The organism is Achromobacter sp. 01N37, assembly GCF_056399725.1.
Window position 1 is genome coordinate 1 of the sequence record NZ_JBFTRX010000001.1, and the last position, 17,338, is coordinate 17,338.

Genomic DNA, 17,338 nt, shown 5'->3' on the forward strand with positions numbered 1-17,338 from the left:
TCAAACGGCGCAATGCGAAAGATCTCGGCCGGTATGAAGAACCTGGAAGCCCCGGCTGCGCAATTGCTGAAAGGCCTGGAACTAAGCGCGGCGCACGCGCAGGAGTTCGCCAAGAATGGGCTGACGAGTCTGAAGCGATTGTCGGTCGGATCGGGTTATGGCGCGCTATCGCTGGTCAGCTTGTATTTCCTGCATGACAGCGTGCGAACCAGCCTGGAGGCAGCGCGGGAGACGGTTGGGGCAAGGCACCCTGAAGCGATGGCCGCGTTGTATGGGGCGGGGGTGGGGTTGCTGGGTGCGGGTGTGGAGGCGGGTGGGTTGACGTTAAGAATTGGCGCGGAGAGCGTACAGCCGTTCATGCGACGGGTGGCGGCGGTAGAAGGTGGGGCCGTGGCCAGGGCGATTGGGATGGGGAAGACGCTGATCAAGGCGGGGGGAGTGATAGCGGCGTTGGGAGGGGTGGCGGATGGGGTGGGGAGTTTTGCGGCGGTGATCAGAGCGAAAGAGGCAGGCGATGCGAAGGCCAAAAATGCATACATTTTTGGCGGAGCGCTTGCTATTGGAGGCGCAGGCTTCGGAGCATACGGAGCCGCCACTTCAGGTGCACTTTTCGGGCCTTTAGGAATAGGGATAGTTTTGGCGTTGGCTGCGTTCTTCACGACATCGCTAGCGAAACGCCATGAGTCAGATGCGATGGAAAATTGGGCTAGGCGTTGCTACTTTGGAATCAACATATTGGATAGGCGTTGGGCCGCTCCCGAGCAAATGGACTCTGCTATATCTGCCCTGAATGCGGCTGTGCTGGGTATGGATGCCTCGCTAGGATTCCACAGTGCGAAGCGGCCTATGGATGTCGATGCGCTAATGACGACGGACATCCATGTGATTAAAGAGACGGGGGGGTTCGAATCAGGGAACGAGCTTGGCTATCGAATTTTCCTACCTGGTTTTGATTCAGTTCGATCTTGCTTTGAGTTATCGCTTTCCGTTGAGCGCTTTGGGGTAGCAAAAGGGGGGCGGCGTACGCCAGTCATCACTTCTTCCGTGCTGGACTCTGTGCATCACAACAGCGCGCGCGCGGCACTGAGGTTGGGTGAGGCTCAAAGCACGGATCCACAAAGCATGATTCTGCCCAGCAATGAAAGCCCTGTTCTCAGTCGCAGGTATTGGCTTGAACCCATGCACGCCATCAAGGTCGCCACGCTGGAAATTTCCTACTGGCCAGACAGAGACGATGCGGCGGGTTACGCACGTCTATGCATTTCTGAGGATGCGTAATGCGAGAGGCAAAACTTAAGCCGCCTTGCGCGGGATGGAAACGGGATCTGCCGGGTCCTAACTGCACCATTGAATCCACGCCCTCTTTGCGGGTTGACGCTCCTAACTATGTCGATGAGTATTACTTGGAACTATCAAGGCGTTCGTCGAGTATTCGCGGACTCATTATTTTCTTTATCCCATTTGCTGTTTTTTATCTATTGGGGATGGTGTTCATAGAGGTGAAGGCCGAAGTGTCGGGAGATTACCTAGGCGCAGACTCGACTTCTTCCGTAGGCACGGTTTTCATTTCGGCAGTATTTCTGACTTGGTTTTCTTTTCATATGTACCGTCTGGACGTCTCCCCCCCACGCGACCTCCCCATCCGCTTCAACCGCGCCCGCCGCCGCATCTACGTCTACGGCTTCCACATGGTCTGGTGGAACCCCTTCACTCGCTGGTACGTCACCACCGCCAGCTACCCCTGGGACGATGTCCGCGCAGAAGTCTGGGAACAATGGGGCGCCACCTCTGGCGGCGGTTTGATGATCAAGTGGGGCGTATCGATTGCCATCGTCAAACCCCACACCAACGACGTCATCGAACGATTTCACCTCAGCACCTACAACCACGACCTGGACAACCTCTGGGCCTACGTCTGCACCTACATGCAGCAAGGCCCGCAAGCCTTGCCGCCGTGCGACATCGAACCGCGCGATGCGAACGATGTGCCGGCGTACAACCTGGCGTTGCGGTGGGCGCCTCGGGTGGAGTGGCCGGAAGAGATGGATTTGGAGTCGCGATCTAGCGGAGATTCGGGAGTGTTGGAGGGCAGGGGCTAAGGATGGTGATGAGAACAATCTCTATTCTGCCTGACAGGGATGGCCTTAGTGGCTACGCTCGCATCAGCATGACGAAGGAAGCGTAATGGTTCGGTCGAAGCTCAATCCGCGCTGCGCTGGCTGGCAACGCGATTTGCCAGGGCCGAATGAACCACCGGACACTGCAGCAACGCTGCGGGAGGACGCGCCCAATCATGTCGATGACATATACATGGAACTATCCCGCCGTTCGTCTACAACTCGCGGAATTTTGATTCTATTTGTGCCGCTGAGCGTCTTTTTTTTGGTCTGGCAGATAGTTATCTTTCTTCAATTTGACTGGTATTTCTACGGCGGCGCTATGGGCGTTCTTGAGGAGGTGGTGGTCCTTGCATTTTGTGGTGCCGGTTATTTATACCTGGCCGCATTTCTATACCGTACAGACGTCTCCCCACCCCGCGACCTCCCCATCCGCTTCAACCGCGGCCGCCGCCGCATCTACGTCTACGGCTTCCACATGGTCTGGTGGAACCCCTTCACCCGCTGGTACGTCACCACCGCCAGCTACCCCTGGGACGACGTGCGCGCAGAAGTCTGGGAACAATGGGGCGCTACCTCTGGCGGCGGCTTGATGATCAAGTGGGGCGTATCCATCGCCATCGTCAAACCCAACACCAATGACGTCATCGAACGCTTCCACCTCAGCACCTACAACCACGATCTGGACAACCTCTGGGCTTACGTCTGCACCTATATGCAGCAAGGCCCGCAAGCCTTGCCGCCTTGCGAAATCGAACCGCGGGACGCGAATGACGTGCCGGCGTACAACCTGGCGTTGCGCTGGGCGCCTCGGGTGGAGTGGCCTGAAGCGATGGATTTGGAGTCGCGATCTAGCGGAGATTCACGAGCGTTGGAGGGCGGGGGGCAAGGATGGTGATGAGAGCAGCCACTATTGCGCCTGCCGATGACGGCGTTAACAGCTGCGCCCGCATCGACATGACGAAAGAATCGCAATGACCAGATCAAAACTCAATCCGCCCTGTGCGGGGTGGCGACGCGATTTGTCGGGGCCTGATGACCCACCAGAGGTCATGCCGAGCCTGCGCGAGGATGCGGCCAATCATGTCGATGACATATACATGGAGTTGTCTCGACGATCTTCGAGCATACGTGGTCTTCTTATTTTTGCTATTCCGTATACGGCTTACACGGCAATTTTCGGAGCACCCGAGATCGTCTTCGGGCTGCTGGCAGGAGGCGACGAAGGGTTCACCTCTACTGCCCTTTGTCTGGTGTTCATGGCCCTGTTCACGACGGCGCTTTTCGCGTGGCTGAGTGTGCTTCTCTATCGAATTGAAGTCACCCAGCCCCGCGACCTCCCCATCCGCTTCAACCGCGCCCGTCGCCGCATCTACGGCTTCCACATGGTCTGGTGGAATCCCTTCACCCGCTGGTATGTCACCACCGCCAGCTACCCCTGGGACGACGTGCGCGCCGAAGTCTGGGAGCAATGGGGCGCTACCTCTGGCGGCGGTTTGATGATCAAGTGGGGCGTCTCGATCGCCATCGTCAAACCCAACACCAATGACGTCATCGAACGCTTCCACCTCAGCACCTACAACCACGATCTTGACAACCTCTGGGCCTACGTCTGCACCTACATGCAACAAGGCCCGCAAGCTTTGTCGCCTTGCGACATCGAATCGCGCGATGCGAACGATGTGCCGGCGTACAACCTGGCGTTGCGCTGGGCGCCTCGGGTGGAGTGGCCAGAAGCGATGGATAAGGAATCGCGCAGCGCGCCGTGAATTCCTGCATCGTCCAGGGACGCGGCAAGCTGCGTGGACGTGCCATGTGCCACGTGCCACGTGCCATGTGCCATGTGCGATGTGCGATGTGCGGTGCGTCGTGTGCCGTTAGCCGCGCGCCGCTGGCCCCGCGCCCTTCGCCATCCGCCTGTCGCCCCGCCCCTTACTTCACAATCCGCGCATTCAGGCTGTTGTCCGCCAACGCCTGCGCCTGTGCTTTCGACATGCCCAGGTGTTCATACAGCGCGTGGAAGTTCTCGTTGACGTAGCCGCCGAAGTACGCGGGGTCGTCGGAGTTGACGGTGACTTTCACGCCGGCGTCCAGCAACGACAGAATGTTGTGGTCGCGCATGTGTTCGAACACGCGCAAACGGGTGTTGGATAGCGGGCAGACGGTCAGGGGGATTTGTTCGTCGATCAGGCGCGCGATCAGGTTCGGGTCTTCGGCGGCGCGTACGCCGTGGTCGATGCGCAGCACCTTCAGCAAGTCCAGTGCTTCCCAGATGTATTCGGGCGGGCCTTCCTCGCCCGCGTGGGCCACGGCGGGAAGACCTTCGGCGCGGGCGCGGTCGAACACGCGTTGGAACAGGCGCGGGGGGAAGCCTTTTTCGCTGCTGTCCAGGCCGACGGCGATGAAGGCGTCGCGAAAGGGCAGGGCTTCTTCCAGCGTGCGCATGGCCTGTTCTTCTGGCAGGTGGCGCAGGAAGCTCAGGATCAGGCCGCTTGTCACGCCGAGTTTCTCGCGGCCGTCTTTCAGCGCCTGGCTGATGCCGTTCAACACCACGGCGAAGGGTACGCCGCGGTCGGTGTGCGTCTGGGGATCGAAGAAGGGTTCGGTGTGCACGACGTTCTGCTCGTGGCACTTCAGCAGATATGCCCAGGTCAGGTCGTAGAAATCCTGTTCGGTGCGCAGCACGTCCGCACCCCGGTAATAGAGGTCCAGGAATTCCTGAAGGTTGCCGTAGTTGTACGCGCCGCGCAGGGCGTCGATGTCTGGCCACGGCAGCGCCACGCCGTTACGTTGCGCCAGCTGGAACAAGAGCTCGGGTTCCAGCGAGCCTTCCAGGTGCAGGTGCAGTTCCGCCTTGGGCAGTGCGTTGAGCCAGTCGTACATGGGTGCTCCGATCAAAAGAGGTAAAGCAAGTGCTTTGGCCGCTCAGGCGGCCAGGGCGATGTGATCTGCCTGGATGGCAAGCTGCATTTGCGCCGCAAAGGCGCGTGCTTGGCGGGTGCTGGGACGGTCGCGGCGCCAAATGGCGGCTAGCGGCGATTTCCGGAGGGCGGGGCGGGCCGGCAGCATGAACAGTTCTCCGCGCGCTTGCAGAACGGCGGCGACGCTGCCCGGCAGCATCCACAAGGTTTGCCCGTCCAGCAGCATTTCGCGGCCAAATTCCAGAGACAGGGCGCCGATCATATCCGGAATTCGCAGGCCGGCCTGGCGCAGTGACATTTCCAGCTCGCCGCGGATGCGGCTTCCCGGCAGTGCGGTGATCCAGGGGTAGGCGATGTAGTCGGCCAGGGAGGTGTCGGGCACGCCCGCCAGCGGATGGTGGGTGGCGCAGCCCAGCACCACCGAATCTTCCAGCAAGGTGGTTGATCGATAGATCTGCGGGTTGACGGTGGATGAGAACCGGCTGATCAGTACGTCCACGCCGCCCGCGTCCAGGTCTTCGATGAGCCTTTCGTGCGTGCCGATCTCGATGGTGAGGGTGATGCGGGGGTAGGCTTGGCGGAACGCGCGGGCGGCTTCGGCCACGGGCCAGCCGGCGAACATCGAAAAGCATCCCACGGTCAGGCTGCCTTCGTCGCCGCGCGATACCGCGGCCAGATCGATCTCGGCCTTGCGGAAGTCGGTCAGCAGCAGGCGGGCGTGCCGGCACATGGCCTCGCCTAGCGGCGTACAGGTGGTGCCTTTGGCGGTGCGTTCGAACAGGCGCGCGCCGACCAGTTCTTCAATTTCCGCGATGGCGCGCGACAGCCCTGATTGCGTGCTGTGCAGTTGCGCCGCCGCCTTGGACAAATTGCCCAGCTCGGAAACGGTCAGCACGATTTCCAGGTGCCGGATGCGGAGTTTGCCTCGGAACGGTGTCATGGCGCGGATCGGTGAGGATGTGCCGATTATTCTCTCCCGCCGGACGCTTGGCAACGGCGGGGCGGGATTCAGATATAGTTCGTCGCCGGGCAAACCGTGGGTGTCGCCATGCGAACCAAGGGATAACGCGGGGGCCGGAAAGGGAGACAGTCAGCCATGAATTCAACGATATCCAGCAAGTGGCCGCGGCGTGCGCTGCGGTTGGCCGGGGCGGGCGTGTTAGTGACGGCCTTAAGTGCTTGCGGCGTGTCGCGCGTGGACGAGGTGTCTGTCAAATGGCCGTCGTTCAAGAGCGGAACACCGGTGGTGTTGCCGTCGGACCCGGCGCAATGCCCGGACCTTGCGGGCACGTACCGGGCGCAAGGCGAATTCCGTTCGGGCGACCGCGAGACCACCGCCCTGAACGACCTGCGCAACTTCTTTTTATATACGCTGGATCTGCCGGGCATGCGCGATACGCTTCTGCCTGAATGGCGCTCGACACCCGAGGCCACCGTGGCCTTGTCCGGCGTGGATGGCGGATGGCGCGTATTGGCGCAGGACGGGCAGGGCGCGCGTTCGACCGCACTATTGCCGATGCTGAACGGCGCGCAGGACCCCGCCGCCTTGTCTGGCGATGCCAACGCCAATCGGCCCGACGGCGTCCGGCGCCATACCGGTTGCACGCAAGGCCGCTTGTGGGTCAGCGTGCGCAACGACTGGCGCCAGTACGAGTCCATGGGCGTGATGCGGCACGTGGCAATATTCCGTCCGGACGCAGGCGGCCTGCTGGTGACCGTGCAGCGGGAATCCGACAGCATCGGTATGCTGCCCTGGTATTCCAACGATGGCAGCGTGTTCCAGTATTGGTTTGCACGGATCGCGCCCTGACGCGGCGGTTCCGGCATTTTTATGCGGCGTCTGCGGCGCGTCACGCTCTGACGATATTGGGCTATTGGTCCATTTGGCCATTACCCCATTACGCAATTTCCCCATCACGCGATTGCCCCATTACGTAATTCCCTCATTACCCCATTGCTTCAATGACTCGTAAAAATCTGATCCTTTCGTTGTTGTCTCTGCTGGTTTTCATCGTGCTGGTCGCACTCTTCTGGCGTGATCAATTTGCGCATACGCCGCCGTCCCTGCGTTCCCTGGTCGGTGACCAGATCGAAGGCGATATGCAGATCTATGGGGAGTCGCCGCGACAGGACGCGCTGGCCCAGCGGGCGTTGCTGGCCGACGCACAGCGAGGCAACCCGGCCGCGCAGTTCATGCAGGGCATGATGCTGGAGCCGGTCGACATCAAGGAAGCGATGCGCTGGTATGAGGCCGCTGCCGCGCAGGGCGACGAAGGCGCGATCGCCCGCTTGCAGGCGCTGCGTGCGCAGCCCTCGGCCCGATAGGTCACGGCGTTGACCTTACCTGCCCCGTCCGCCCAGGCCGCCACCGCCGACCCGCGCGCGCGCTTTGTGTCGGGGCCGCTGGGGCCGCACGTCTTTGAAATGATCATGACCGGCTGGGCCAGCATGCTCGCCGTGTTTGCGGTGGAGTTTCTGTCGCTGCTGTATCTGGGCACCTTGAAGGACGAAGCGGTGCTGGGCGCGGTGGGGTTCGGGTCGATGACGCAGTTCACGATTACGTCGATATGTATTGGCGTGACGGTGGGCGGCGCTGCGCTGGTCTCGCGGGCCTTGGGCGCGGGGGACTTGACGCGGGCGCGCACGCTGGCCGGCGCGTCGCTGGTGTTGATGACGGGGGCGGCGCTCGCGGCCGGGGCGATCTTTCTGGCGGCGATCGGGCCGTTCACCGCCGCCATCGGGCTGGCGCAGGATGTGCGCGAACACCTGCTGTCCTACGTCCTGATCACCACGCCATTCGCGATGGTGATGGGCGTGGGCATGATGCTGTCGAACCTGTTGCGTGCGTCAGGGCGCGGGCGTCAATCCATGTGGGTGCTGCTGGCGGGTACGGCGACGGTGGCGGTGCTGGACCCGATCGTCATCTTTGTGCTGGATGGCGGCATGGTGGGGATCGCCTGGGCCAGTGGCGTAGGGCGGTTGGCAACCGTGGCGCTGGGCGCCTGGCTGGTGTTTGGCAAGCATCGTCTGGTGGTCTGGCCGGCTCGGCGCGCGCTCCGGGCCGACTTGGCGGCCATCGGCAAGATTGCACTGCCTGCTGCGCTGACCACCTTGGCGACACCGGCGGCGGTCATCTTCACGGTGTCGACCTATGCCAGCTTCGGGCCAAGCGTGATGGCGGGCGCCACGGTGGTCGACCGCGTGCTGCAACTGGCGTATTCGTTGTTCTTCGTGCTGCCCGGCGCGATTGGCCCCATTCTTGGGCAGAACCTGGGTGCGGGCCAATGGGACCGCGTGAAACAGACTGTCAGCATCACGACGCGTTGGGCATTGCTCTACGGTTTTGCCGCAGCCGCCGTGCTGGCAGTGCTGGCGCCTTGGGTGCCCGACTGGTTTCAGGTCACCGGGCCGGGGCGCGACCTGATCCTCTTCTTCTGCCGTTACGGCAGTTTTGCGTGGGCGGTGAATAGCCTGTTCTTCGTGTCGATTGCTGTCTTCAACAACCTGGGATACGCCACGTATTCCACTGTGATCGGCTGGCTGCGCTCCACGGTGGGAACCTTGCCGTTTGTCTGGCTGGGCGCGCATTACGGCGGCCCCGAAGGCGTGATGCTGGGCCAGACACTCGGCTTCGCGCTGTTCAGCGTGATCGCGATGGTCTACTGCCTGCGCGTGCTGCGCGCGCCGCCGGTTGTGCTGGGCGGGCGGCAAACCGTCTGATAGGGCGGCGCGGTGGTCCCGTGGCGGGCAATCCCACAGCGGGCTATTCAGCGTTGGACGGTTTCATGGTGGACGGCCTCTCAGATGGCCGCCCCGAGGATGGCTCCGCCACGGATGGCCGCCCGCCGATGGCCGCCCGCGGATGGCCGCCCCACGGATGGCCGCCCCACGGTTCGATTTCGGCGGCTGGTCGCGGTACGATCCGGGCTGACTTCGATTTTTCAGGAATACCATGCGTCAGCGTTCTTCAGGCTTTCGAATCGAACCCCTGTCCCGCGTGCTGTTGGCCGCCGCCCTGATGGCGGCAGGTGCCAGCGCCGCACACGCGCAATCGCCGTCGTCCGCGACGGGTTCGCGGGTGCAGACACCCGCACCGGCGCAGCCCGCATTGACGCCCAAGCGCAGCTTCGACGATGTCGTCAAAGCGCAAGAATCGGCAGCCACGCCGGCGTCGGCCCCCGCAAGCGCTCCGGCTGAGGCTCCCGCCGCAACGGCGACGCCGGCTGCCGCAGCACCGGCTGCCGCAGCACCCGCAGCCCCCGCCGCCACTGCTTCGCCCGCCGCGCCTACCGTCATCATCCCGACCGAGCTCGATACCAAGGCTTGCATCGACAAGCTGCGCAAGGGCGCGACCGCCAACGGGTTGACCGTGGCGGATTGGGACAAGTACACCGCCCGCGCCAAGCTGCTGCCTACGACAGTCGCGTCCGCCAAGGGTCAGCCCGAAGGGCGCGAAAGCTGGTGGGACTACATCGCCAAGACCGTCGATGACGAACGGGTCAACGATGGCCGCGCGGTGATGAAGAAGGTGGGGCCGCAGCTGGATGCGATCGGTCAGCAGTATCAAGTCGACCCCGCCACGCTCGTGGCCATCTTCGGCATCGAAACCAACTACGGCCGGCAGATTGGCAAGACCGATGTCTTGAACGCCTGGCTGACGCGCGCCTGCACCGAGAACAAGACGCTGTGGGAAAAGAACGCCTACGCGTCCGTCCGCCTGCTGCGCGACGGCACCGTGCCCGCCGATAGCTTCGTGGGTTCGTGGAGCGGCGCGTTCGGAATGACGCAGTTCATCCCGACGTCCTTCTATGAATTGGCCGCCGATGGTGATGGCGATGGCCGTATCGATCTCTACAACTCCTTGCCCGACGCCCTGGCGTCCACGGCCAACCACCTGCGCAAGCGCCGCGCCAAGTGGACGCATGGCTTGCCGGCAGTGGTGGAAGTGCGCGTGCCGGCCGAACTGGCCGCTGCGATTCCGCCCGAACCCGACGCGGAATACGTGGGCTCGCAAGACCGCCGCACCATCGCGCAATGGGCGCAGGCGGGCCTGAAGCAGGGCGATGGTTCGGTGTTGAAGTTGCCGTCAGGCAACGATGAACAGGCCTATCTGTTCGCACCCACCGGTTCCAAGGGCCCAGTGTTTCTGGCGACGGTGAACTTCGACGCCATCCTGCATTACAACCAGTCGCGCCGCTACGGCCTGGCCGTGTCGCTGCTGCTGAACCGCTTGCAGGGCCGCCCGGGCATCATCGCGGCGTGGCCAACTGACGACCCCGGCCTGTCCCGCGCCGAGATCAAGCAGTTGCAGGAAGAGCTGTACGGCCGTGGCTACGACGTGGGCGAGGCGGACGGCATTCCCGGCGCCAAGACCCGCGACGCCGTGCGCGCCGAACAGGAACGCCGCAACCTGCCGCAAGATGGCCGCGTCGGCAAGCGCATCCTGGATGCCCTGAAGGCCGACAAGCCTGACGCGTTGCGCGCGCGTCCGTCCAAGTAAGAGCACACGCGCGGTATCTGCCAGAAAGGCGGATGCCGCGCGCGGCCTGGCGCCGCTATGATGGAGTGTTTCCCTCTATGTCTCATTCGTCATGCCGCACGCTGTCTTTCCTGACATTTTCCTGACACCCCGGTTGCGTGCCCAGCGCATGCGGCAGGGGCATCTGCCTTTCATCACGAAAATGCACGCCGACGCCGACCTGATGGCGACGATGGGCGGCACGCGTGATGCCGCAGCCAGCCGGCTGTATGTGGCGCAAAACGTCTCGCATTGGGTGGAGTACGGCTACGGCATGTATGTGCTGGACGACCGGCGCACGGGTGCGATGGCCGGCCGTGCTGGCCTGAAGTACACCGTGTCCGACGAGCAGGGGGCAATTGAGCTGGCGTACGCGTTTCAGCCTGATTGCTGGGGCCAGGGCTATGCCGGCGAGATCTCGGCGGCGCTGATTGCGCTGGGGTTCAAACTGCTGCCGGTGGATGTGTTGTCGGCAGTGGCAATTCGGTCCAACACGGCTTCGCGCCGCGTGATGGAGAAGACCGGGCTGCGCTATGTAGGTGAAAGCGCGGCTGGGGGAAGTGCGGCAGGCGGAAGTGCGGCAGGCGGAAGTGCGGCCGACGAGGACAGCGTCAAAGTCCGCTACGAAATCCGCCGCGCCGAATGGCGGCAACTTCAGGGGCAGGCGGGCGATGAATTGCTTGCGCAGCAGCGTTAACATTCGGGCATGAGTACGACGACCCTTCCCGATGACGACCCGCAGCCCGTTCCCCCTGAACGTCCCGCACCCGAAGAATGCTGCAACAGCGGCTGCATTCCTTGTGTTTACGACATGTATGACGAGGCAATGGAAAATTATCGCCAGGCGCTGAAAGCCTGGCGGAGCCGGCACGAAGTGACCGGCTCGTCAGGCGGGTAAGCGCATAACCGCCAGACCGCCAAACTGCTTAATCGCCAAACCGCTTAATCGCTTAGTCGCTTAGTCGCCTAACCGCCAAACCGCTTAATCGCCAAACGCAGCGACTACCCCGCCAGCGTCATATGAATGATCGGGAACGGCCGCCCCGCGTCGTCGTGGGCGGACCGGCCCACGTCCACGAACCCGTAGTGCTTGTAAAACCCATGCGCCTGCGGGTTTTGTTCATTCACGTCCACCTGTAAGGTGCCGTGCAGCGAACGCGCGAAGTTCAGCAGTCGGCGGCCTGCGCCTTTGCCGCGCTTGTTTGCGTCCACGAACAGCATTTCGACCTTGTTGCCCGTCAGGCCCATGAAGCCGGCGACTTCGCCGGTATCGTCCTCACAGACCCACACGCGCACTGACGGCAGGTAAGTGTTGAGCACCTGCGGGTACATGGCCTGGATTTCTTTTTCCGTCAGGAAAGAATGCGTGGCGCGCACCGAGCGGAGCCAGATGTCCGCCAGGGCCAGATCGTCGCCGTGATTGCGTTCTCGGATATTCATTTTCTTGTTGATGCTTACAGCCCTGAACGGTACAGCTCGGTAGCCGCCAGGACGGTTTCCATTTGCACAGTATGCGCGAAAACGAAGCGGTCGCCGTAGACCGTTTCATCTGGAAATTCCGAAATCAGCGCCAGCGGCAGCTCTTCGCGATCGCTCTCCGTGATCTGCACCGGGATGCCGTTCATCACGTCGAAACCGCTTTCCAGCGCGTGCGCATGAAACAGTTCCAGCTGGCGTGCGTTGAACTCCACCAGCCCCGGCACGTTACGGGCCAGCCGCGCGGTGACGCCTTCGATCAGGCGGCGCGCGCGTTCGCCCCAGCCCGGGTGATGGCGCAGCACCAGGAAGAAGCCCTTCGGCACCGTCCACAGTTCGAAATTGCGGGGCAGGTAGCCCGACAGCGGACGCGTCCATTCATGCGCGGGGTAGCCGTGCAGGTTGATGTGCAACTGCGCGCCGCTGATCGCCTGCGCCTGATGGCGGCCATCGCGTTCAAAGTACGGGGCGTGTTCGCGGTATGCGATATCGTCGCCCAGCGCGCTGTAGCGCGAGGCGTGCAGCATGTGGCGCGGATGGTGTTCGCGCAGCCGGTTGAACAGCGCGTAGCCGTCGGGGTTTTCGGCGGCGATCAGCGCGAAGTGCGCATTGCCGCTTGCCGCCAGCGCTTGCGCCGCGCGCAACGCGCCGACCACACCGGACGTCTCGTTGGCGTGTTGCGCACCCGAAATGAAGACGGCCGGGCCCGGGCCGCGCACATAGGTGCCCAGCACGGGGCGGCCCTGGCGCGACACGGCCTGGAAGTCGTCTCCGCCAAACGCCGCCATACAGCCGGCGATCTGCGCGGCCGACAGGGGTTCGCGGCGCGCCGAGAGCGGCGCATCCGGCAGCACCGGCGTCACGGACGCAACGGCATCGAACGGCTCCAGCGACATCTGCACGCGTGCCGCACCATCGTGGCGGCGGATGTCGGGAATGATCTGGCCGGGCTGCAAGCCACGGTCACCGGACGGGCGGCCGGAATGCTGCTGGAAGTGTTCCAGCAACGAAAAATAGATATCTTCGTGCAGCGCTTCAAACGTGCTGACGATTTCTTCGTCCACCGGCAAGGCGAAGTCCATGCCGGGCAGGTCGACGCGAATTTCCAGGCGGTCGAAATAGGGCTCGTGCGCGCCCCAGGGGTGGTTGCGCACCGTGTCGACGATGCTGCGGAATACCTGCTGGTACTCAGTGGTCTGGGCGGCGTCGGTCTGGATGGCGCCGTCGGCGTCGCGCACCCGCAGCCAGCCGGTGGGCGACAGTTCGGGCTTGCCGTCCTGCGCGTGGCCCACGGCGTTGGGGGCGAAGACGCGCGTGTCGACGCGGCGGCCGTCGGCGTAGGTCAGCGTGACGTCGTAGTGCAGGTCGGACGCGCCGGCTTGCATCGTGACGCGCACGCCTTCCATCAGCGCCACCAGCGGGTAGGCTTCCAGCGTGAAGCGCTTGGCCTGCGCGTGTTCGTGCAGCGGGTAGCGCACCAGGGCGGACACGAGCCCGTCGCGGTCGGCTTCTTCCAGAAAGAAGTGCACCAGCGGTTTGTACGCGCTGCGAAAACGCGCGGTGACACCCGCCTGAGCCAGCCGGGCTTCTGCCGCGCGGCGGGCTTCCACCCCTTCAAACAGCCAGCCTTCCACCACCGCGCCGCGCCACGCCGGCGCCATGTAGGCGTGCGTCCAGGCGTCCAGCGTGCGGTCGAATGTTTTTTCAAGCAAAGACATGCTTCATGTTCCTTCGAGTTCTTGCGTATCCGATGTATCCGATGCACAGACAAATGCCCCTTGCGGGGCATCTGATCTTTTACACCTTTCCGGTCGGGTCCAGACGGTCTCGCAACCAGTCACCCAGCAGATTCAGGCCCAGCACGGTCAGCATGATCGCCAGACCCGGGAAGACGCTGACCCACCATGCCGTCTGCATATACGTGCGGCCATCGGCCAGCATGCCGCCCCAGCTGGGAATCATCGGGTCCACGCCCAGGCCCAGGAATGTCAGGCTGCTTTCCAGCAGGATGTTGTTGGCCACGTTCAGCGTCATCAGAATCACCAGCGGGCCCAGCAGGTTGGGCACGATGTGGTGGCGGATCATGGCGAGATCGCGCACGCCAAAGGCGCGGGCAGCCAGCACGAACTCGCGTTCACGCAGCGCCAGCACTTGGGCGCGGACCAGACGCGCATACTGCACCCACTGCGACACGATCATGAAGAAGATCACGTTGAACAGTCCGCCGCCCAGGATGGCGATGAACGTGATGGCCACCAGGATGAACGGCAGCGCCAGTTGCACGTCGGCAAAGCGCATGACGATCATGTCCCAGAAGCCGCGGTAGTAGCCGGCAATAAGGCCCATGACGATGCCCAGCAGCGCGCCGCCAATCACGGACGCAAAGCCCACCATCAGCGAGATCTTGCCGCCCACGATCACGCGGGCCAGCACGTCGCGGCCCAGCGGGTCGGTGCCAAAGGGATGGGCGGACGACGTAAACGGCGCCATCAGGCGGGCCGCCAGGTCCATGGATTCGCCGCCATCGGGGAAAATCCACCCCGAGGTCAGCACGAGCAGGATCATGATGCCGGTCAGCACCGCGCCCAGCACGAATTCCAGTGAACGGTAGCGGCTGCGCGGCTTGACGGGCTTGGGGGCGGCGGCGGTAGGAGTGGTTGTCTGCATAAGGCTTACCGCGTGCGGATACGGGGGTCGACGATGCCGTAGGCGATGTCGACGATCAGGTTGACCAGGACGATGACGGTTGCCAGCACGGTGACCGTGCCTTGCAGAACCGGGTAGTCGCGGCCGGAAATGGCGTCAAACGCCAGCGTGCCCAGGCCGGGCCAGTTGAAGACCATTTCAATCACGACGATGCCGCCGATCAGGCCGCCAAATTGCAGGCCCAGATACGTGATGAGCGGAATCGCGCAATTGCGCAGCGCATGCTTGTACAGCACCACGCGTTCCTTCAGACCCTTGCTGCGCGCCACCATGATGTATTGCGCCGACAGCGTTTCCAGCATGGTCGTGCGCACCAGACGGATGTTGGTGGCGCTAAGAATGATGGCCATCGTCAGGGACGGCAGCACCAGGCTGGCCGGGCCGCTCCAGCCTGAAGGCGGCAGCAGCGGGAACGTGATCGACAACAGCAGCACCAGCATCAGCGCCAGCCAGAAGTTGGGGAACGACAGCCCCACCAGCGACAGGATGCGGATGGCCTGGTCGGTGGACTTGCCGCGCTTGATGGCCGCCTGGATGCCCAGCGGCAGCGAGATCAGGATGGACACGATCAGCGACGTGAAGGCCAGCATCAGCGTGGCGGGCAGGGCGTCGCCGATCAGCTTGGCGACAGACGTGCCGCCCATGAAGCTGCGGCCGAAATCGCCGTGCAACAGGCCCTGCATGTACGACAGGTATTGCTCGTGGAACGGGCGGTTCAGGCCCAGCGCCTGGCGGATGTTGGCCAGGTCTTGTTCGGTGACGCTGCCCGAACCCTGGCTGAGCATCAGCGCGGGGTCGCCGGTCAGGCGTACGGCATAAGAGACAAGCAGTGTCACGGCGACAATCACGAAGACGGCCTGCAACACGCGTTTAATGAGAAATCCGGTCATGAGGCGCCGCCCCGGTTTGCACCCGGGCGGATCAGTAATGTTAATGCTGCAAGTGCCCCGCTAGCGGGATGCCGCGGAGCCGGCTTTGCCGGTCCGCAGGCATGCCCCCTTGAGGGGGAAGCGCGGTAGCGCTTCGGGGGGATTTACTCCACGCTGGTTTCAAGGAAACGGAAGCGGATGTCGCCCGGAACTTCCAGATTCTTCACGCGCTTGTTCACGCCCACGATCGTGTTCAGGCTGTACAGCGGCAGTTCCAGCGCCTGGTCGGCGACGTACGCGGCGATTTCCTGCAGCATGGCTTCGCGCTTCTTCACGTCATAGACGGTGCGTTGCGCTTCCAGCATGCCGTTGAGCTTGGCGTCGTTGTCATACGGGTTCCACTTCTGGCCCGTGTGATACATCAGGTACGCGGTGTTGTCGTAGTCATACGTCCAGCCGCCCCATTGGTTCTGCCACATCTCGCCCGTCTTGCCACCCGGGATGATGTCGTTCAGCAGCACGCCGGTTTCATACGGCTTGATGGTGGCGCGCACGCCCACGGCTTGCAGGTAGCCCGACACGGCTTGGGCGACTTCACGGAAGTTGGAATCGCTGCCGCGCACGTCGATCTGCACGGTGGCGCCCGGCTTCACGCCGGCCGAGGCCAGCAGCTTCTTGGCTTCGGCGGGGTTGAAGGGCAGGGGCTTTTGCTCGGGGTTGTAGCCGAACGATTGCGGGCCCTGGAAGCTGGCGATGACTTTGGCCTGGCCCAGCAGCAGCTGCTTGACGATGGCTTCGCGGTCAACGGCCATGATCAGTGCGCGGCGCACGTCACGGTTCTGCGTGATGCCGCCCGTGGTCTTGTAGCGCAGCGCGAAAGCGACGGGGCCGCCGGTCGAGATGACGTCGGCGTTGCCGGACTTCTTCACGGTGTCGATCAGGCCCAGCGGGATCAGCGTGGCCACGTCGATGCGGCCGGCTTGCAGCTCGGCGACTTGCGTGCCGGGTTCGCTGATGAAGCGGTAGACCACCTTGTCCAGCTTGGGCTTGCCGCCCCAGTACTCGTCGTTGCGGGCCAGCGTTACGTTGACCTTGGGCTGGTAGCTTTCAAACTTGAACGGGCCGGTGCCGACCGGGTTCGTGTTGAAGAAGTCTTCGCCCTTTTCCTTGATGTACTTCGGCGGCACGATCATGGCGCCGTAGCCGGCCAGCTTGGTCAACAGAACCGGGTCGGGCTGCTTCAGGATGAAGTCCACGGTGTATTCGTCCACGACCTTGATCTCGCCGATGGAGTCGTAGTTGGACTTTTGCGGGCCCTTGGCGCCTTCGGCGCCCAGCAGGCGTTCGAACGTGAACTTCACCGCTTCCGCGTTGAAGGGTTCGCCATTGTGGAACTTGACGCCTTCGCGCAGCTTGAAGCGCAGGCGCTTGTTCTCGTCCAGGTATTCCCAGCTGGTGGCCAGGCCCGGTTGCAGCTTCAGGTCGGCGCCGCGCATCGTCAGGCCGTCATACAGGTTGCCGCCCACGGAACCCCAGAAAGTCACGAAGGTGTCGATGGGGTCCCAGCTGCCCGGGTCCTGGTTGATGGCCACGCTGAGCGTGCCAGCGGCATGCGCGGTCGAGAAGACGGCGGGCAGCGCGCCGCCCAGCGCCAGGGTCAGGGCGGTGGCGGTGAAGGTGGTGCGTAGGAATTGCATGTTCGCTCCAGGGACGGGAACTCGGATCACACCG

General features: G+C 63.2%; 16 protein-coding genes and 1 pseudogene. 10 read left to right on the forward strand and 7 right to left on the reverse strand.

The genetic code is table 11. The features are described 5' to 3' along the window. From AC1DSJ_RS00005 to AC1DSJ_RS00020, 4 genes and pseudogenes are all read left to right on the forward strand, one after another. Positions 1–1,278: pseudogene (locus AC1DSJ_RS00005) on the forward strand (hypothetical protein); the annotation flags it as partial. Positions 1,279–1,511: 233 nt separating this feature from the next. Then, a complete protein-coding gene (locus AC1DSJ_RS00010; protein WP_441370729.1) occupies positions 1,512–2,099 on the forward strand; it encodes a DUF6708 domain-containing protein in 588 nt (195 codons plus the stop codon). A gap of 340 nt (positions 2,100–2,439) precedes the next feature. Then, on the forward strand, positions 2,440–3,015 hold the full coding sequence (locus AC1DSJ_RS00015) for a DUF6708 domain-containing protein (RefSeq protein ID WP_441370730.1): 576 nt from the start codon (positions 2,440–2,442) through the stop codon (positions 3,013–3,015). 154 nt (positions 3,016–3,169) lie between these two features. After that, on the forward strand, positions 3,170–3,886 hold the full coding sequence (locus AC1DSJ_RS00020; RefSeq protein WP_441370731.1) for a DUF6708 domain-containing protein: 717 nt from the start codon (positions 3,170–3,172) through the stop codon (positions 3,884–3,886). A 163-nt stretch (positions 3,887–4,049) separates the two neighbouring features. Here AC1DSJ_RS00020 and AC1DSJ_RS00025 read toward each other — a convergent pair whose 3' ends face one another. Further along, on the reverse strand, positions 4,050–5,000 hold the full coding sequence (locus AC1DSJ_RS00025) for an adenosine deaminase (RefSeq protein WP_054424776.1): 951 nt from the start codon (positions 4,998–5,000) through the stop codon (positions 4,050–4,052). Positions 5,001–5,042: 42 nt separating this feature from the next. After that, positions 5,043–5,978 (reverse strand): LysR family transcriptional regulator, encoded by a 936-nt coding sequence (locus AC1DSJ_RS00030; RefSeq protein ID WP_441370732.1) that lies wholly within the window; start codon positions 5,976–5,978, stop codon positions 5,043–5,045. A 156-nt stretch (positions 5,979–6,134) separates the two neighbouring features. Between AC1DSJ_RS00030 and AC1DSJ_RS00035 the strand changes: the two genes are divergently transcribed. The 6 genes from AC1DSJ_RS00035 (at position 6,135) to AC1DSJ_RS00060 (ending at position 11,454) form a co-directional block, all read left to right on the forward strand. Next, entirely contained in the window at positions 6,135–6,848 is a 714-nt protein-coding gene (locus AC1DSJ_RS00035) for a hypothetical protein (RefSeq protein ID WP_441370733.1), read from the forward strand. 152 nt (positions 6,849–7,000) lie between these two features. Next, positions 7,001–7,363 (forward strand): SEL1-like repeat protein, encoded by a 363-nt coding sequence (locus tag AC1DSJ_RS00040; RefSeq protein ID WP_441370734.1) that lies wholly within the window; start codon positions 7,001–7,003, stop codon positions 7,361–7,363. A 9-nt stretch (positions 7,364–7,372) separates the two neighbouring features. Then, on the forward strand, positions 7,373–8,758 hold the full coding sequence (locus tag AC1DSJ_RS00045) for an MATE family efflux transporter (RefSeq protein WP_441370735.1): 1,386 nt from the start codon (positions 7,373–7,375) through the stop codon (positions 8,756–8,758). A 232-nt stretch (positions 8,759–8,990) separates the two neighbouring features. Beyond that, positions 8,991–10,538, forward strand: a complete 1,548-nt coding sequence (locus AC1DSJ_RS00050) for a lytic murein transglycosylase (protein ID WP_441370736.1) — start codon at positions 8,991–8,993, stop codon at positions 10,536–10,538. A 91-nt stretch (positions 10,539–10,629) separates the two neighbouring features. Continuing rightward, a complete protein-coding gene (locus AC1DSJ_RS00055; RefSeq protein ID WP_441370737.1) occupies positions 10,630–11,253 on the forward strand; it encodes a GNAT family N-acetyltransferase in 624 nt (207 codons plus the stop codon). A gap of 9 nt (positions 11,254–11,262) precedes the next feature. Then, positions 11,263–11,454 (forward strand): oxidoreductase-like domain-containing protein, encoded by a 192-nt coding sequence (locus AC1DSJ_RS00060; RefSeq protein WP_082387136.1) that lies wholly within the window; start codon positions 11,263–11,265, stop codon positions 11,452–11,454. A 104-nt stretch (positions 11,455–11,558) separates the two neighbouring features. On the opposite strand, the gene AC1DSJ_RS00065 is transcribed toward AC1DSJ_RS00060, so the two are convergent. The 5 genes from AC1DSJ_RS00065 to AC1DSJ_RS00085 form a co-directional block, all read right to left on the reverse strand. Next, the gene (locus tag AC1DSJ_RS00065) at positions 11,559–11,996 is read right to left on the reverse strand and encodes an acetyltransferase (RefSeq protein ID WP_054424794.1); all 438 of its coding nucleotides are present in this window, start codon (positions 11,994–11,996) and stop codon (positions 11,559–11,561) included. Between the two features lie 14 nt (positions 11,997–12,010). Continuing rightward, positions 12,011–13,750, reverse strand: coding sequence for a M14 family metallopeptidase (locus AC1DSJ_RS00070; RefSeq protein ID WP_054424796.1), 1,740 nt, complete (start codon positions 13,748–13,750; stop codon positions 12,011–12,013). Between the two features lie 79 nt (positions 13,751–13,829). Then, positions 13,830–14,699 carry an ABC transporter permease gene (locus tag AC1DSJ_RS00075; protein WP_342067792.1) on the reverse strand — a complete coding sequence of 290 codons (870 nt, stop codon included), beginning with the start codon at positions 14,697–14,699 and terminating at the stop codon, positions 13,830–13,832. Positions 14,700–14,704: 5 nt separating this feature from the next. Further along, the gene (locus AC1DSJ_RS00080) at positions 14,705–15,628 is read right to left on the reverse strand and encodes an ABC transporter permease (RefSeq protein WP_054424801.1); all 924 of its coding nucleotides are present in this window, start codon (positions 15,626–15,628) and stop codon (positions 14,705–14,707) included. 143 nt (positions 15,629–15,771) lie between these two features. Then, complete coding sequence (locus AC1DSJ_RS00085) at positions 15,772–17,304, reverse strand: ABC transporter substrate-binding protein (protein WP_054424803.1); 1,533 nt, start codon at positions 17,302–17,304, stop codon at positions 15,772–15,774. Positions 17,305–17,338: the final 34 nt, after the last annotated feature.

Coding starts and splice junctions, on each gene's coding strand:
- AC1DSJ_RS00020 (WP_441370731.1), top strand. CDS start 3,170: ATGCCGAGCCTGCGCGAGGATGCGGCCAATCATGTCGATGACATATAC.
- AC1DSJ_RS00030 (WP_441370732.1), bottom strand. CDS start 5,978: ATGACACCGTTCCGAGGCAAACTCCGCATCCGGCACCTGGAAATCGTG.
- AC1DSJ_RS00060 (WP_082387136.1), top strand. CDS start 11,263: ATGAGTACGACGACCCTTCCCGATGACGACCCGCAGCCCGTTCCCCCT.
- AC1DSJ_RS00050 (WP_441370736.1), top strand. CDS start 8,991: ATGCGTCAGCGTTCTTCAGGCTTTCGAATCGAACCCCTGTCCCGCGTG.
- AC1DSJ_RS00040 (WP_441370734.1), top strand. CDS start 7,001: ATGACTCGTAAAAATCTGATCCTTTCGTTGTTGTCTCTGCTGGTTTTC.
- AC1DSJ_RS00035 (WP_441370733.1), top strand. CDS start 6,135: ATGAATTCAACGATATCCAGCAAGTGGCCGCGGCGTGCGCTGCGGTTG.
- AC1DSJ_RS00025 (WP_054424776.1), bottom strand. CDS start 5,000: ATGTACGACTGGCTCAACGCACTGCCCAAGGCGGAACTGCACCTGCAC.
- AC1DSJ_RS00015 (WP_441370730.1), top strand. CDS start 2,440: ATGGGCGTTCTTGAGGAGGTGGTGGTCCTTGCATTTTGTGGTGCCGGT.
- AC1DSJ_RS00070 (WP_054424796.1), bottom strand. CDS start 13,750: ATGTCTTTGCTTGAAAAAACATTCGACCGCACGCTGGACGCCTGGACG.
- AC1DSJ_RS00065 (WP_054424794.1), bottom strand. CDS start 11,996: ATGAATATCCGAGAACGCAATCACGGCGACGATCTGGCCCTGGCGGAC.
- AC1DSJ_RS00085 (WP_054424803.1), bottom strand. CDS start 17,304: ATGCAATTCCTACGCACCACCTTCACCGCCACCGCCCTGACCCTGGCG.
- AC1DSJ_RS00055 (WP_441370737.1), top strand. CDS start 10,630: ATGCCGCACGCTGTCTTTCCTGACATTTTCCTGACACCCCGGTTGCGT.
- AC1DSJ_RS00075 (WP_342067792.1), bottom strand. CDS start 14,699: ATGCAGACAACCACTCCTACCGCCGCCGCCCCCAAGCCCGTCAAGCCG.
- AC1DSJ_RS00080 (WP_054424801.1), bottom strand. CDS start 15,628: ATGACCGGATTTCTCATTAAACGCGTGTTGCAGGCCGTCTTCGTGATT.